The 15,022-nt window shown below is 69.8% G+C and carries 14 protein-coding genes; 8 read left to right on the forward strand and 6 right to left on the reverse strand.

The genetic code is table 11. From position 1 onward, the window contains the following. Nucleotides 1-17: 17 nt before the first annotated feature. Together KYK13_RS00175 and KYK13_RS00180 are read left to right on the forward strand one after the other, a co-directional pair. Nucleotides 18-584 carry a hypothetical protein gene (locus tag KYK13_RS00175; protein WP_223640683.1) on the forward strand — a complete coding sequence of 189 codons (567 nt, stop codon included), beginning with the start codon at nucleotides 18-20 and terminating at the stop codon, nucleotides 582-584. A gap of 417 nt (nucleotides 585-1,001) precedes the next feature. Beyond that, a complete protein-coding gene (locus KYK13_RS00180; protein ID WP_223640685.1) occupies nucleotides 1,002-1,373 on the forward strand; it encodes a hypothetical protein in 372 nt (123 codons plus the stop codon). A gap of 498 nt (nucleotides 1,374-1,871) precedes the next feature. Here KYK13_RS00180 and KYK13_RS00185 read toward each other — a convergent pair whose 3' ends face one another. Beyond that, on the reverse strand, nucleotides 1,872-2,360 hold the full coding sequence (locus KYK13_RS00185) for a YkgJ family cysteine cluster protein (RefSeq protein ID WP_223640688.1): 489 nt from the start codon (nucleotides 2,358-2,360) through the stop codon (nucleotides 1,872-1,874). A gap of 419 nt (nucleotides 2,361-2,779) precedes the next feature. Between KYK13_RS00185 and KYK13_RS00190 the strand changes: the two genes are divergently transcribed. Next, on the forward strand, nucleotides 2,780-4,822 hold the full coding sequence (locus KYK13_RS00190; protein ID WP_223640691.1) for a PilZ domain-containing protein: 2,043 nt from the start codon (nucleotides 2,780-2,782) through the stop codon (nucleotides 4,820-4,822). 31 nt (nucleotides 4,823-4,853) lie between these two features. Here the strand turns inward: KYK13_RS00190 and KYK13_RS00195 are convergent, their stop codons facing one another. Continuing rightward, nucleotides 4,854-5,843 (reverse strand): NYN domain-containing protein, encoded by a 990-nt coding sequence (locus tag KYK13_RS00195; protein WP_223640693.1) that lies wholly within the window; start codon nucleotides 5,841-5,843, stop codon nucleotides 4,854-4,856. Nucleotides 5,844-6,016: 173 nt separating this feature from the next. Between KYK13_RS00195 and KYK13_RS00200 the strand changes: the two genes are divergently transcribed. Next, nucleotides 6,017-6,478, forward strand: a complete 462-nt coding sequence (locus KYK13_RS00200) for a hypothetical protein (protein WP_223640695.1) — start codon at nucleotides 6,017-6,019, stop codon at nucleotides 6,476-6,478. Here KYK13_RS00200 and KYK13_RS00205 read toward each other — a convergent pair. The 4 genes from KYK13_RS00205 to KYK13_RS00220 form a co-directional block, all read right to left on the reverse strand. Then, nucleotides 6,475-7,491 (reverse strand): ABC transporter substrate-binding protein, encoded by a 1,017-nt coding sequence (locus KYK13_RS00205; protein ID WP_223640697.1) that lies wholly within the window; start codon nucleotides 7,489-7,491, stop codon nucleotides 6,475-6,477. The genes KYK13_RS00200 and KYK13_RS00205 overlap by 4 nt on opposite strands. Nucleotides 7,492-7,558: 67 nt before the next feature. Beyond that, entirely contained in the window at nucleotides 7,559-8,320 is a 762-nt protein-coding gene (locus KYK13_RS00210; protein ID WP_223640699.1) for an ABC transporter permease, read from the reverse strand. A gap of 13 nt (nucleotides 8,321-8,333) precedes the next feature. After that, nucleotides 8,334-9,251: an ABC transporter ATP-binding protein gene (locus tag KYK13_RS00215; protein ID WP_223640701.1), complete on the reverse strand. Its 918-nt coding sequence runs from the start codon at nucleotides 9,249-9,251 to the stop codon at nucleotides 8,334-8,336. A gap of 151 nt (nucleotides 9,252-9,402) precedes the next feature. Next, nucleotides 9,403-9,948 carry a hypothetical protein gene (locus KYK13_RS00220; RefSeq protein WP_223640703.1) on the reverse strand — a complete coding sequence of 182 codons (546 nt, stop codon included), beginning with the start codon at nucleotides 9,946-9,948 and terminating at the stop codon, nucleotides 9,403-9,405. Nucleotides 9,949-10,174: 226 nt separating this feature from the next. Between KYK13_RS00220 and KYK13_RS00225 the strand changes: the two genes are divergently transcribed. The 4 genes from KYK13_RS00225 to KYK13_RS00240 all read left to right on the forward strand — a co-directional run bounded on the left by KYK13_RS00225 (nucleotide 10,175) and on the right by KYK13_RS00240 (nucleotide 15,020). Beyond that, nucleotides 10,175-11,269, forward strand: coding sequence for a glucose 1-dehydrogenase (locus KYK13_RS00225; RefSeq protein WP_223640705.1), 1,095 nt, complete (start codon nucleotides 10,175-10,177; stop codon nucleotides 11,267-11,269). Next, nucleotides 11,266-13,119: a glycoside hydrolase family 15 protein gene (locus tag KYK13_RS00230; RefSeq protein ID WP_223640707.1), complete on the forward strand. Its 1,854-nt coding sequence runs from the start codon at nucleotides 11,266-11,268 to the stop codon at nucleotides 13,117-13,119. Before KYK13_RS00225 ends, KYK13_RS00230 begins: the two co-directional genes overlap by 4 nt. A 32-nt stretch (nucleotides 13,120-13,151) precedes the next feature. Then, complete coding sequence (locus KYK13_RS00235) at nucleotides 13,152-14,294, forward strand: App1 family protein (protein ID WP_223640708.1); 1,143 nt, start codon at nucleotides 13,152-13,154, stop codon at nucleotides 14,292-14,294. Nucleotides 14,295-14,420: 126 nt separating this feature from the next. After that, a complete protein-coding gene (locus tag KYK13_RS00240) occupies nucleotides 14,421-15,020 on the forward strand; it encodes a hypothetical protein (RefSeq protein ID WP_223640710.1) in 600 nt (199 codons plus the stop codon). Nucleotides 15,021-15,022: the final 2 nt, after the last annotated feature.

Below are 15,022 nucleotides of genomic sequence, written 5' to 3' on the forward strand. Positions count from 1 at the left end.
CAAACCAGTGTAAAGCCATGAGTGAAAAAACAACCCCTGACTTTCATGGCGACTACCTGTGGGAGGTGCTGGATGAAGGCCCCGGCACCCAGACGTCCCCACGGCATTTCTTCCCCGGCAACACCGCCGGGGGACAGGACGGCCTGCTGGCGCACGTCACTCCCGCAGGCGGTGCGTCCTGGCTGGGGATGTTCGCGTTTGGAAACGTGAAGGGTGCGGGAATCAGCCGCGTCCTCGCCATGCCGGATCCGCAGAGGCTCTGCGTCGTGTCACGAGGCGCGGGCTACCTCGTCCCGGTCCGGGACCCCAGCGCCTGGGAGGCGGTCCAGGCGCTGCCCGTGACGGATGTCCGCGCCGTGCCATCGGCGGGCATCGTGGTGTTCGCGGACTTCACGGAGCTGGTGGCCTACGGCGCGGAAGGCCTGCGGTGGCGGACGAAGCGGCTGTCATGGGATGGCATGAAGATCATCCAGGTGACGGAGCGTTCCATCATCGGTGAGTACTGGGACATGCGGGAGGAAGCGATGCAGACGTTCGAGGTCGACCTCGCCACCGGTGCCCAGAAGGGCGGCGTGGAGGAGTGAAGTCAGCAGGAGAAATCCAGGGATACGAATACGACTGGCTCGCGTGCGATGGCGCGGGCCATGTCGGGTTCTTCAGTACGGCGGGTGGAGGCCATGCCCCCGAGGCGTTCCTGCGGGACACGGACGCTCACTACGACGCGATTGAAGCAATCCTTGCGTTGCCAGGGCTTACGGATGGCTCCTCGGAAACACAGGCACTCTCGCCGTTCCATCACACCTGACAGTTGATGGCGGCGCGGGGCGTGTTCGCGTTCGACGCGGATCTACATGGAGGTCCCTACCGACTGGTGGCTGCTCCAGCGAATCCCATCCGAATCACGAGCCTTCCAGAGTCCATCGCTGCGGTGGCAGGCGGTATCACCCTGGCGGGGCTCGACTTCCCCAGTCTGAAAGTGATTGCCGCGGAACTCATTGGGAATGGATCCTGACGAAGGGGGCTTGATGGGCAACGACATATTCTCGATTCCTGACGAACTGGAGCTTCTCGAGTTCTTCAGCTCGGACCCAGTCGAACGATCCCTCGAGGATGGCGACTGGTGTTACGAGGTCACGGACCGCCGAGGCGTCAGACTGCGGTTCTCGTTCAATCTCTTCGAACGGTCGGTACAAACGACACTCCAGGTCATGGACTCTCCGCTGATCACCGTTGTCCATGAGGGCGCAATCTCCATGGCGGTCTCGGGCAAGGTGATGACCTGCCACTTCTCATCCGCAGGAAGTGATGCCCGACTGGTGCTGCGCCTGGGTGATTCAATCCACCTGGAATGGTCAAACCTTCGGAGGTCTTGATCATGAACAATGAGAGCTACGACGCTGTCATTGATTCACTCCGCTCTATGGCCTGTCCATCAATGATGCGAAGTCCGTCGTCGCGGGCCATGCTCTCTGGAGTGGGACCGTCAAGGCGGCGGAACCGTTGCACGCGGACCTGGAGGCCTACGCGGAGAAGCTGAACGGAGGCGGCAATCCCGATGATCTCTGAAACGAGCAGGGCCTGGATCCAGGCAGGGAAGCTCCTCGCGGAGAACCCGGAGGCGCGGGTCCGCTGCCCGGAAAAGGCAGATGGCTTCCTCACCGTTCACGATGAGGCCTCTTCAAAAGACCCGACACGGTTCGAGAGGTTTCTCGTCTGCGACGTGTGCGGAGCTCGCAACATCCTCCTCATGCGTGCTTCGCCTGCGGCGGAGTGACTCACCCCGCCAGCGGCAGCCCGTCCGTGGACTCCACGCCCGCTGTGAGCGACACCGCGTCACCCAGGCCCCCACCCAGGCCCCCGGGTACACGCCTTCACCCCGAGCGGCGGAAGCGACCGCGGAAGTGCCGGTCGAGATACACCTCCGCGTGCGCCAGGGACTCGCGCGCCTCGGCGGGCAGCTCCAGCGAGGCCGCGGCCACCCGCGCCTGACGCATCGCGGAGCCCCTTCCACCCTCAGCGGAACCCACATTGCCCACCACCGCGTCCACCTTCGCGTGCGCGGCGTCCACCACGCCCTTCGCCTCCTCCAGCGACACCTCCCCCTCCTCCAGCGCGTTGAAGAGTTGGCAGCGGTAGCGCCGGCAGGCCTCCGGGCGCTCCGCGTACACCGTGCAGCACAGACCCTCCAACGCGGCGCAGCGCTGGGGCAACACCACCGCGCCGCCCTCCTTCACCTCCAGCGACAGGCCGCGCTGGCGCAGGGCGTCCGCCTCGGCGGGCCGCAGCGGCACCTGCGTGAAGAGGGTGCCGTCACAGCACATGCCGCAGTGGAGGCAGAGGCGGGACAGGTCGGAGGACATGGCCTGCGGGATAACGCCTCGCGGGGGCGCGAGTCATCCCCGGCGGGTGTGCGCCCGGACCTCTGTCCTCCGAGGCAAGTCATGTCTCACCAGACGACATGCGACATGTTCCTCGTGTTCCATGTGTCGGAATCGCCCTGCTTTTCCGGGTTGCACACGACCCGAGGGAGGGACACACCTGCACCTGTCTCCGAAGGCCATGCTCCTGTCCGTGACGGGAAATCCCCAGCCCGTGAGAAACCAATGCATGACAGTCCAACGCGTGGCCGGGGCCGCCGCCCGAAGGTCCCAGTGCAGAAGGGATGAATGATCTGCACTGTGCGGGAATCCGGGTTCCCGGGGTCGCCTGTAACTTAGGGACAACACGGTTTCTTCGGACGTCGTAGATTCATGCCCCGTAGCACTTCAGGGAGCCCCCCATGCACACCGACACTCACGACGTGCTCGCTGGCCGTGAATCCCTCCTCGGCTACCGGGTGGGAACGGCGCTCAGCGCGGCGGCCTCGTTCGGCGCGGACTTCTCCCCCGGGCGTCTGGTGCAGCTGTCGCTGGAGCATCTGACGCTGCACCTGGAGTCGCGCACGGTGCCCCGCAAGGGCCAGGCCGCGTCCGTGGTGGTGGGGGAAGGCGAGCGGTGGGCCACCGCGCTGGACGCGGAGGTGATTGGCGTCAATGCCATACGCCCGGAGGTGAGCCTGCGCTTCGTCGCGCCGCCGCTGGACGCGGGCCGCCGCATCGTGGGGCTCCTGGAGTCGCTGCGCGACAACGGCCTGCTCCTCACGCCGGAGACGCGGCCCGTGTGGCGCGAGCAGATTGACCGCGCGGACCGCGTGGCGCGCATCTGTGAAGCGCTCGCCGCCCGCCAGGCCCGCGGAGTCCTGCGCTCGCGCGACGGCCAGGCCGTGGTGGAGGTCACCTGCGCCTTCTTCGAGCCGCTCCAGGACGCGTTCGGCTGGCAGCTGCACGGCGCGCTTCCTCCGGGGCCCCTCACCCTGGAGGCGTTCGGCTACTCCAGCGTGGTGCACTTCGACGCGGACGCGGCGCGCGTGGAGGGCGGCGTGTTGCTGATGCCGGCGCCCACGTCGCTCGTGCGCTTCCGCCACCGCTGGCTGCGCCGCACGCAGGCCAGCGCGTCCTGCACGCTGGAGTTCGACCATCCGCTCTGGCCCCAGGTGCACGTGCGCCGCGGCCTGCTGGATGTCTCCTACGAAGGCCTGTCCTTCCTCACCGAGCCCGGCGAGGACCTGATGTACCCGGGCCTGCGCCTGCCGGTGATGGAGGTCTCGCTGGAGGGCCACGCGCCGGTGCGCCTGCGCGCGGAGGTGCGCAACATCTCCAGCACGCCCCATGGCCGCCGCTGCGGCGTGAGCGTCCGGCCGCTGGACGCGGACGGGGCCCGCGCGTGGCGCACGCTGGTGGAGACCCAGGCCCACCCCACCACGAAGGTGGAGGGCGACTGGAACGACGCGACGTGGAAGCTCTTCGAGCGCTCCGGCTACTTCCGCCTCCCGGGCAAGGAGCCGGAGAAGTTCACCAGCCTGCGCGACCAGTTCTCCCGCACGCAGGACAAGCTCCAGGAGGCGCCGCTGTTGGGCTACCGCGTGGTGCGCCCCGCGGAGGACGGCATGGAGGCCACGCTGTCCGTGCTCAAGCCCTACGCGGGCAGCTGGATGGCGCACCAGCTGGCGCGGCACCAGCCCCCGGGCAGCCGCTCCACCGCGCGCGAGGCCCTGCGCGACATCTACCTGCGCGGCTACGAGCCCACCCAGGCGGACCCCGAGGTGAAGTGGTTCTTCGCCTACTGCGAGGCCAACGTGCGCTGGGTGCGCTACACGAAGTTCGACTTCGCCACCTGGTACGCGCACACCGGCCAGACGTGCCTCGTGCCCTTCCGCCTGATGGAGGGGGAGGTGGACAGCGCCTGGACGAAGCCCGCGAACATCGCGGTGGGCACGCCCACCCAGGAGGAGCGCGCGAGCTTCTTCGCCCGCGTCGTCCACACCCGCCCGGAGGCCTACCGGGAGGCGCTGGACCTGGTGCCGGAGCGCTTCGACCTGGAGACCACGCGCACCGGCTGGGGTGACGCGGGCCTGTCCCGCGAGCGCGAGCTGGTGGTGGCCCGCCACGAGGGCCGCGCCGTGGCCTTCGCGGTGTTCGAGTCCGCGCAGCCGGGCCTCAACCTCTTCAACGTGCTGGACGGCGTGCGCCTGGTGCCGCTGGAGGACGACGCGCGCCCGGAGGTGCAGGACGCGTTCGTGGCGCTGCTGGGCCACGCGGCGGAGTGGTACCGCGCGCGCGACCGCAAGGTGTTCGTCCACTACGTGGAGGCCACCTGCGTGGAGTACGCGGAGCGCGTGTCCCTGGCGGACCTGGGCGACGGCAAGCTGTGGGTGATGTCCGCCCGCCTGCTGCCGGAGTTCCTGGAGCACCTCTGCGAGTCCACCACGCCGCGCGCGGCGTAGTGGCGGCTCGCCGAGCCCAGGCGAGGGGCGGCTACAGCCCCTCGTCCTCGGGGTCCGGATAGGACTCCAGCTCCTCTTCCTCTTCCTCCTCCACCGGGGCGGGCGCCTTGGCGTTGCGCCCCTTGGCGCCCTTGCCCTCGCGCGCCGGAGCGCCGAAGTCCGAGTCCGGGCCCACGATGTAGCCCTGGCGCCCCTGCTGGATGCGGCGCAGGAGCCCCTCCTGCTCCAGGGCCTCCAGCAGCCGCGCGAAGGTGGAGAAGCCGTGGTCGCGCTCGTCGAAGTCGGGCTCCTTGCGGACGATGGTCTCCTTGACGAGCGACGGGTTGAGCGGGCCCGTCGCGCGGCGCAGCAGGCTCTGCACCACCTCGCGCGCGATGGCGGGCACCTCCGCCTTGGGCTTGCCGCCCTTCGGCTCGGCGCCCTCCTTGCCGGGGGCCCTGGTCTCGTGCCCCTTGCCTTCGTGGCCCTTGGCGCCGCGCTTGCCGCCCTTGCCCTCGTCTGAGCGGGCGCCCCGGCCGTGGTCCTTGTCCTTGTGGGAGGACTCGCCCCGGCCCTTGGGGCGCATGTAGATGAACTGGTCGCAGGCGTTCACGAACATGCGGGAGCTGGCCTCCTTCACCGCCAGGCCAATGACGGTGCGGCCGTTCTCACGCAGCTTGTACGCCAGGGGGCAGAAGTCGCTGTCGCCGGAGCCGATGACGAAGGTGTCGATCTGCTCGCGCGCGTAGCACAGCTCCAGCGCGTCGATGACCAGGCGCATGTCCGCGCTGTTCTTGCCGGCGCGGGTGGAGGGGGGCACGTCCACCAGCTCCACGCCCACGTCGTGCAGCCGCTGCTTCGCGTCCGCGAAGCGAGACCAGTCACAGTAGGCGCGGCGGAACACGACCTTGCCCTGCTCCAGCAACTGGTCCAGCGCGGGCTGCAAGTCGAAGTTGCTGGCGCTGATGCCGGTGTTGGTGACCAGGTTCTCGAAGTCGATGAAGAGGGCGATGCGGTGCTGCTCGTCGGTACGTCCAGCCAAAAGGTGCCTCGTATTCGTATGCGAGCGGTCCTTGGCTCGCGTGCGCTCCACCCACCCTACTGTGGGGATGCTACCGCGCGCACGGTCCGTGTTCCGCCGCTGAACATTCAGTGCTGCCACCCTACGTTGAAGCTGACCCGGGGGCAGCGCCCCCGTGACACGGAGGTGTCACCATGATGCACGGATTCACCAGACATTGGCGAACCATGGTGTGGGCCGCGCCGACGCTCGGCCTCTTGTTGTGCGCGGGCCCCACCCTGGCGCGCGAACCCGAGATGGGCAAGGGCGCCAGCGGCCCCCTCGACCAGTCGCAGTACACCGAGTTCGCGAGCCACAGTCCCTCGAACGTCGTGAGCACGGTGCCCAGTACGTCGCCGGTCTTCATCTCCCCCGGCCAGTCCGTGCGGCAGATTACCCTGGACCCGTATCGGGTCCGAGAGGTCAACGGACCGGTGGTGAAGCGGTCCGGGATGATGCTGTACGTGCATGATGTCACCGGGGCGGTGGTGCCGCTGGACATGACCGCCCTGACCATCCTCAAGCAGCCGGAGAAGGGGCAGAACGTCCAGGCCCTCTTCCAGGTGGAAGACACGGCCAACGTGGCCCTGTCCCTCCAGGGGGAGAGGCAGGACTAGTTCGGCTTCGCTCCGCCGCGCACCTCGTCCAGGACGCTCAGGTCCACGAGCCCCGTGATGTCATCGCTGGGGATGAACCCCAGCGACTTCGCGTGCTCGGCCGAGGTCTTCAGCGCGGCGGGCACCGGGTCCAGGCTCGGCTCCAGGCGGGAGAACGCGTCCTGGAGCACGGGCGCCGGCAGGGGCTTGCGCGTGAGCTGCCCGAAGGCGGCGTTGACGGACGTGGCGAAGGCGGGCGGATCCGCGCGCCAGCGCTCGGTGAGCCCCACGTGGATGCGCAGGAGCGCCGCGATGCGCGACCGCTGCGTCTCCAGCACCTTCTTCGTCGTCACCACCACCGTGGTGGGGAAGCGCTTGTCCGGCCAGAGGTCGCGCTCGTCCACCAGGATGTGGCCACCCCCTTCGGCGAGCATGCGCGCGCCCCAGGGCTCGGGCACCCACGCGCCCTCGATGGCGCCCTGGAGGTACTGGGCGAGGATGTCCGGGTTGCTGATGGGAATCACCTGCACGTCGCCGCCCGCGTCGGTGGCGATGCTCAGGTTCTGGGCCTTCAGCCAGTGGCGCAGGGCGATGTCCTGCGTGTTGCCCAGCTGCGGCGTGGCCAGCTTCTTGCCCTTGAGCTCCTGGGGCGTCTTCGCGTTCTTCACCACCAGCACCGCGCCGCCGTTCACCGCGCCCGCGATGATGCGCAGCTCCTTGCCGGCCTTGAGGTAGGTGTTGATGGCGGGGCCCGGGCCCACGTAGGCCACGTCCACGGAGCCGGCCACCAGCGCCTCCATGGCCGCGGGGCCCGCGTTGAACTGCCGCACCTCCACGTGGCCCATGCCGGGCTGCGAGCCGAAGAGCCCCTCGGCGTTCGCCACCAGCGCCTGGGCGTGCGTGATGTTGGGGAAGAAGGCCACGCGCAGGGGCGCGTTGGCGCCGGAGGCCGTGTCCTTCTTGCAGGACGTGACCGTCGTCAGGAGGACGCAGCAGAAACCCAGGAGCAGGGACCAAGGACGCGCGGAAGACATGTGCGTCACGCTAATGGTGATTCCCCGCCCGTTTTCAATGCCCACGAGGGCGCAAGCGTTGCCAGGCTCACACGGACGCCGTCAGGCCCCACCGGCGCCGCAGGCGCGTCTCCACCGTCTGGAAGAGGACGCGGTCCACCGTGATGCCGATGAGGATGATGGCCAGCATCACCGCCATCACCTGTGACACGTCCATCAGCTCACGGCCCATGGTGAGCAGCTGGCCCAGGCCGCCGGAGACGAAGAGCAGCTCGCCCGCGAGCAGCGCGCGCCACGCGAAGCTCCACCCCAGCTTGAGGCCGGTGACGATGCCGGGCAGCGCGCCGGGCAGGAGCACGCCGAAGTAGAAGCGCGGGCCGCGCACGCCCAGGGTGCGGGCCACGCGGGCCAGCTGCGGGTCCAGGCCGTTGACCGCGTCCTCGGTGGCGATGGCGATGCCCAGCACGCTGCCCATCACCACCACGAAGAGGATGGCGCGGTCGTTGAGGCCGAACCACAGCAGCGCCAGCGGCAGCCAGCAGATGGAGGGCAGGGCCTGCAGGCCCATCACCACCGGCTTCACCGCGTTGCGGAAGAAGGACAGCCGCGCGATGCACAGCCCCAGCGGGACGCCGATGCCCACGGACATGAGGTAGGCGTGCGTCAGCCGGCCCAGGGAGCGCAGCGTGGCGCCCCCCAGCTGTCCGTCGCGGACCATGGCGATGAGCGTGTGGACCACCTCCACCGGCCCGGGGAACAGGTGCTTGTTCCACACGCCCGAGCGCGACAGCACCTCCCAGAGGATGAAGAGCAGCGCGATCATCCCCAGCTTCTGCGCCCACTTCAGCATGGTGATGTCCCTTCTAACGGCCGGTCACGACGCTGGCGTGCGGCAGGCTGGGGGGCGTGCGCGTGCGGCGGTGCGCGGGCTCCCCGGACGGGGGGCCCTGGGCAGCCCCTTCCGCGGCGCGCAGGCGGTGGCGGATGTCGCGCGCCATGGCGTCCAGGGATGGATCCTCCAGCGAGCGCGGCATGGGCAGGTGGATCTCCAGGTCCTCCACCACGCGGCCCGGCCGGGGCGCCATCAGCACCACGCGGGTGCCCAGCATCAGCGCCTCCTGCACGTCGTGGGTGACGAACACCACCGTCTTGCCGGAGCGCATCCAGATGGACTGCAGCATCTCCTGCATGTGCACGCGCGTCTGGGCGTCCAGCGCGCCGAAGGGCTCATCCATGAGCAGCACGGTGGGGTCCACCGCGAGCGCCCGGGCGAGGCTGGCGCGCATCTTCATGCCGCCGGAGAGCTGGTGGGGGAGCGTGTCCTCGAAGCCCTCCAGGCGCACGCGCTGGATGAAGGCGTTGGCCCGCGCCTGGCGCTCGGCGCGCGGCACGCCCCGGGCGGCCAGCGCGAAGGTGATGTTGCCGCGCACGGTGAGCCACGGAAACAGCGCGGCCTCCTGGAACATGAGCAGCCGGTCCGGACCGGGCCCGTGGATGGGCTTGCCGTCGATGGCCACGCGGCCGCCGGTGGGCGCCACGTGGCCCGCGAGCGCGTAGAGCAGCGTGGACTTGCCGCAGCCGGACGGGCCCAGCAGGCAGACGAACTCACCCGAGCGGACGTTGAGGTTCACGTCCTTCAGCGCCACGACCTTGTTGGCGTAGTGGTGATCCAGCTGGGCAATGGAGATCTTCGCCCGGTCCGCGTCCACGTTCGCGGGCCGCAGCAGGTGGGGCGCCGCCTGACGCAGGCCCCGCATCCGCTTGATGAGGCGTCGAAACATTCGCCACAACCTATTCACCTACCCCGCGGTCGCACAGGCGGGGCCTGGAAGCGGGCAAGCGCCTTTCACTGTAGGACAGCCCGTGAAGCCCCGGGCGGCGGGCCGGCTGCTTCTTTCGCCTCGCCAACGAACGGGGGCTGTCTTCCGGGCTTCAGGGGGTGGCGGCCCGCTCCGCCTCGCGGTGCGCCAGCGTGCGGGAGCACAGCCACAGGCCCGCGATGAGCGCGCCCAGGCCCACGCCGGTGAAGGCGCCGCCCACGCCCAGCGCCGCCCGGCGGTCGTCCTGGAACACCGCGAGCGCGTCCGTGCGGGGACCCGCCAGGTAGCGCCGCACGGTGTCCGCGAAGGCCTGGGCCCGCGCCTCGTCCTCCGTCCACTGGAAGGCGAGCGGCTGGGCGCCCGAGGCCGTCCGCAGCTGGGCCCGGAAGATGGGCGCGGCGCCCCTGCGGGTGCTGCGGCTGCGGGCCACCTCCACGCCCAGGATGTCCTGGGGCGCGTAGCGGCCCACCTCCTCCTCGCCCAGCCAGCTGGAGCGGCTGAGGACACAGGGGCCCTGGGGCTCGCAGCGCAGGTCCATGCGCGCGTTCTGACCGAGGAAGAACACCCCCAGCACCAGGAAGGGCAGGGCGAGCATCAGGAAGGCCGCGGCACCGATGGCGGTGGCGCGGCTGGGTCGGGAGGCGGGGGGCGCACGCACGGTCGGGTTCTATAGACCCGCGCGCCCCCGGGAGGCAGTGCTTTCACATGCCCGCGGGTGCCGCCCTCCAGGCAGGCGGGCGGCCCGGGCGCTTCGGCGGCGTTTCCCTCTGGCGGACCGGCTGGCGAAGCACGAGGTGGCGGCCGGGCACTTGCGGCAGGGGTCCCACGTCCTCACCCCTTGTCCTGGGACGTGCAGCACTTCGCCCGGAAGGAGTCTTGAGCCCATGAAGGCCGTGGCCGCCATGTTCCCCTCGCGCGAGGTGCGCGTCCTCGACGTTCCCGAACCGCGGCTGCACGTGCCCACCCAGGTCAAGGTCCGCACCCTGGAGATTGGCGTCTGCGGCACCGACCAGGACATCCTGGAGGGCCACCACGGCGCACCGCCCAGGGGCGAGGACCACCTCATCCTGGGCCACGAGTGCCTGGGCGAGGTGATGGAGGTGGGCGCGCACGTGCAGGGGCTGAAGCCCGGGGACCTGGTGGTGCCCCGGGTGCGAAGGCCCTGTCCGCACGCGGGCTGCCCCGCGTGCCGTCACGGGCACCCGGACTTCTGCGTGACGGGGGACTACACGGAGCGCGGCATCCAGGGCGTGCACGGCTTCTGCTCGGAGCACTTCGTGGAGGACGCGGCCTACCTGCACAAGGCGGAGGACGGCCTGCGCGGCGTGGCCGTGCTCACGGAGCCGCTCACCATCGCGGAGAAGGGCCTGCGCCAGGTGGCGCACATCCAGTCCCGCCTGCCGTGGAAGGTGAGCCCGGGCAAGGCGCTGGTGCTGGGCGCGGGGCCGGTGGCGCAGCTGGGCGCCATGGCGCTGCTGCGCGCGGGCTTCGACGTGACGGTGTACTCGCGCAGCCCCAAGCCCAACGAGAAGGCCGCCGCGGCCGAGGCGGTGGGCGCGCCGTACGTCTCCTCGAAGGAGGTGCCGGTGGAGGCCCTGAAGCAGAAGCTGGGCGGCGTGGGCGTCATCTACGAGGCGACGGGGGCGGCGAAGGTGGCCTTCGATTCGCTCCAGGTGCTGGAGGAGAACGGCGTGCTCATCTTCACCGGCGTGCCCGGGCGCGAGGAGCCGCTCGAGCTGCGGGGAGACCAGGTGCTGGGGCAGCTCGTGCTCGGCAACCGGGTGGTTTTCGGCACGGTGAACGCGGCGGACAGCGACTTCCGTGAGGCGCTGGAGGACCTGGCCCGCTTCCGCGCGAAGTGGCCGGGGAGGGTGGAGGCGCTCATCACCCAGCGCCACCCGCCGTCGGAGTTCAAGCACGCCGTGGAGGCGAAGGGCGGCATCAAGCACGTCATTTCATTCCAGGAGCATGCCCGGTGAACCTGCATCACTCGGACCTGAAGGGCGGCGTGGCCATTGAGGACCACGGCATCATCGGAGACCTGCGGACGGTGGCGCTGGTGGGCTACGAGGGCACCATCGACTGGTTGTGCTTTCCGTACTTCGACAGCCCCAGCCTCTTCGCGGCGCTGCTGGACCCCGACAAGGGCGGGTACTGGCGCGTGTCCCCGGTGCCGAACCACGTCCAGAAGCGGCAGTTCTACTGGCCGGACACCAACGTGCTGGTGACGCGCTTCTACACGCCGAACGGCGTGGGAGAGCTCATCGACCTGATGCCCCTGGGCAGGGGCGCGAAGGCGGAGGGGCGCGAGGTGTTGCGGCGCATCCGCGTGGTGCGCGGGGAGATGGCCTTCCGCATGGAGTGCTTCCCGGCGTTCAACTACGCCCGGGACGAGCACGAGACGCACATCGTGGAGGGCGGCGCGGCCTTCCTGTCCAAGAACCTGAGCATGCAGCTGGTGACGAACGTGCCGCTCCAGCGGGACAAGGGCGGCGTCGTCGCGCACTTCACGCTGCGGGAGAGCCAGTCCGCGGTCTTCACCCTGCGCGAGGGGGGCAAGGAGGGCTGCCACCACCACCTGCACACGCACGACTCCGCGGAGAAGCTCTTCCGCGACACGGTGGACTACTGGCGCCACTGGCTGTCCAAGTGCAAGTACACGGGGCGGTGGCGGGAGATGGTGCAGCGCTCGGCGCTGGCGCTGAAGCTGATGACCTTCGAGCCGTCCGGGGCCATCATCGCGGCGCCCACGTGCAGCCTGCCGGAGTCCGCGGGCGGCACGCGCAACTGGGACTACCGCTACTGCTGGCTGCGCGACGCGGCCTTCACCGTCTATGCGTTCATCCGCATCGGCTTCAACGAGGAGGCCGCCGCCTTCATGCGCTGGGTGGAGAAGCGCTGCGCTGACCACGGGGACGGGCCGCTGCCCCTGATGTTCCGCCTGGATGGCAGCCCCGTGCCGCCGGAGGAGCAGCTGAAGCACCTGCGCGGCTATGGCGGCGCGCGGCCGGTGCGCATCGGCAACGCGGCGGCGCACCAGCTGCAGTTGGACATCTACGGCGAGCTGATGGACTCCGTGTACCTGTCCAACAAGTACGCGGCGCCCATCTCCTATGACTTCTGGCGGCACCTGCGGCGGCTGGTGGATTGGGTGTGCGACCACTGGCAGATGGAGGACGAGGGCATCTGGGAGATCCGCGGCTCGCGACGGCACTTCGTCTATTCGAAGCTGATGTGCTGGGTGGCGGTGGACCGGGCCATCCGGCTCGCGGACAAGCGCAGCCTGCCGGCGGACCGGGCGAAGTGGCTGAAGACGCGCGACGCCATCTTCGAGGAGATCATGGACAGGGGCTGGTGCCAGGAGAAGGGCGCCTTCATCCAGGCCTACGGGAATGACGCGCTGGACGCGGCGAACCTCCTGATGCCGCTGGTGTTCTTCCTGTCGCCGGTGGATCCGCGGATGCTCTCCACGCTGGACGTCATCCGCAAGCCGCCCCGGAATGGAGGCCTGACCTCGGACGGCCTGGTGTTCCGCTACCAGGCGGACCAGAAGCTGGATGGCATCGAGGGCAGCGAAGGCACCTTCAACCTGTGCAGCTTCTGGCTGGTGGAGGCGATGACGCGCGCGAGCACCGTGCGGCCGGACCTGCTGGACGAGGCGCGGCTCATCTTCGAGCGGATGCAGGGCTACGCGAACCACCTGGGGCTCTACGCGGAGCAGACGGGCCTGTCCGGCGAGGCCCTGGGCAACTTCCCGCAGGCGCTCACGCACCTGTCGCTCATCAGCGCCGCGTACAACCTGGACCGGACGTTGGGCCGCCACGATTGACGGAGGGAACGGTAGACTCGCCCGCACCCGCCATGCCCGACCTGTACCCGCTGCTGTTCCGTTTCGCCGTCAAGGCGGATGCCCAGTACGACGTGTTGAGCCGCCGCGTGCGCAAGGGGCTGGGCATCGCCCCGCCGCTGCGCATCCTGCCGTACCGGGGCTACGGCACCCCGGAGCGCGTGGTCATCAAGGCGCGCGTGCTGGAGGAGCGCAAGGTGACGCCCCAGCGCCAGCGCCACACGCTGTGGAGCAGCGCCGTGGCCTCCTACAAGCGCTACATGACGCGTGAAATCGCCAGCGCGCACGTGGCGGTGCGCTGGGGGGACAAGCGCTGGGAGGGCGTGACGGACGAGGAGGGCTTCCTGGAGCTGTGGGTGCCTCCGCCCGAGGGCGTGCGCTCCGGCTGGCACATGGTGGAGCTGGAGCTCCTGTCGCCGGAGGCCGAAGGGGTGCCGCGCGTGTCCGCGCCGGTGCGGGTGGCGGGCAAGAGCGCGGAGCTGGGCGTCATCAGCGACATCGACGACACGGTCATCGCCACGGGGGTGACGGATCCGCTCAAGCGCGCGTGGGCGCTGTTCCTCACGGAGCACCGGGGGCGGCTGCCCTTCCCGGGCGTGGACGCGTTCTACGCGGCGCTCCAGGCGGGCGCGAGCGGCCAGGCGGACAACCCCATCTTCTACGTGTCCAGCAGCCCGTGGAACCTCTACGAGCACCTGGACGAGTTCCTCTCCATCCACCGCATCCCCATTGGTCCGCTGCTGCTTCGCGACTGGGGCCTCTCACGGCACGGCTTCGCGCCGGGCGGGGGACATGGGCACAAGCTGGACAAGATCCGCGGCGTGCTGGAGACGCTGTCGCACCTGCCCTTCGTGCTGATTGGCGACAGTGGCCAGGAGGACGCGGAGCACTACCGCACCATCGTGCGCGAGTACCCGGGCCGCATCCGCTGCGTCTACATCCGCAACGTGACGGGGCGCTCCAAGCGCGGCCAGGAGCTGGAGGCCATTGCCCGGGACGTGCGGGACGCGGGCAGCGAGCTGGTCGCGGTGGACGACACGGTGGCCGCCGCGCGGCACGCGGCGCGCGCCGGGTGGATTCGCTGGGAGGAGGTCCCGGAGGTGGAGGCCCACCGCCGCGAGGACGCCGCGCGCAGCGTCCTGGGGGAGCGGGGCTGAAGATTTCCAGCAGCCCGGAGGTCACGGTGTGGTGGCGCGCGCACGTGGAACATGTTGTCGCTTGAGGGAGGGGAGCGGGCTGTGGCAGAGGCGGGCTCCCTCGCTTCATCCCCCGAGGTTGCCGACATGTCGCGAAACACCCTGAAGTGGTCCGTGCTGGCCTCCGCGCTGTTCCTGGGTGCGTGCAATAACGCGCCGTCCGAGCCGGCCCGGGAGCCCACGCCGGCGCCCGAGTCCACCCAGTCCGTGCGCACGGTGGAGTCGAAGCTGAGCCAGATCGAGCTGGAGTGGGAGGGCCCGACGCCGCTGCTGGAGGCGGACATGGAGGCGGGCAACGAGCAGTGTGACGCGTACTACAACTGGTGCGACGGCACGCTGGACGTGTACGCCTTCCCGTGGTCGTCCCCGCAGACGCCGACGCTGTCGGACGCGGTGGAGTCGGTGTTCGCGATGATGCAGGACCCGCGCGAGCAGAGCCGCATCCGTTGGACGGACCGGGGCACGGTGCCGTTCAGCACGCTGTCCGACACGCTCTTCTACTTCGACGCGCTGGACCCGCACCTGCTCACGGAGCTGGGCAACGGCACGGAGCAGGTGCAGATCCGCTACTTCTACTCCAGCGACCTGGTGGCCCCGGGCGCGCACGACTGGAACCACCTGTTCATCGTGCTGTTCCCCGAGTCGCACCGCGTGGCGGTGTTCAACCTCGTGAACCACGAGATTTGAGC

It is taken from the genome of Corallococcus sp. EGB (genome assembly GCF_019968905.1).
Taxonomy (GTDB): Bacteria; Myxococcota; Myxococcia; order Myxococcales; family Myxococcaceae; genus Corallococcus.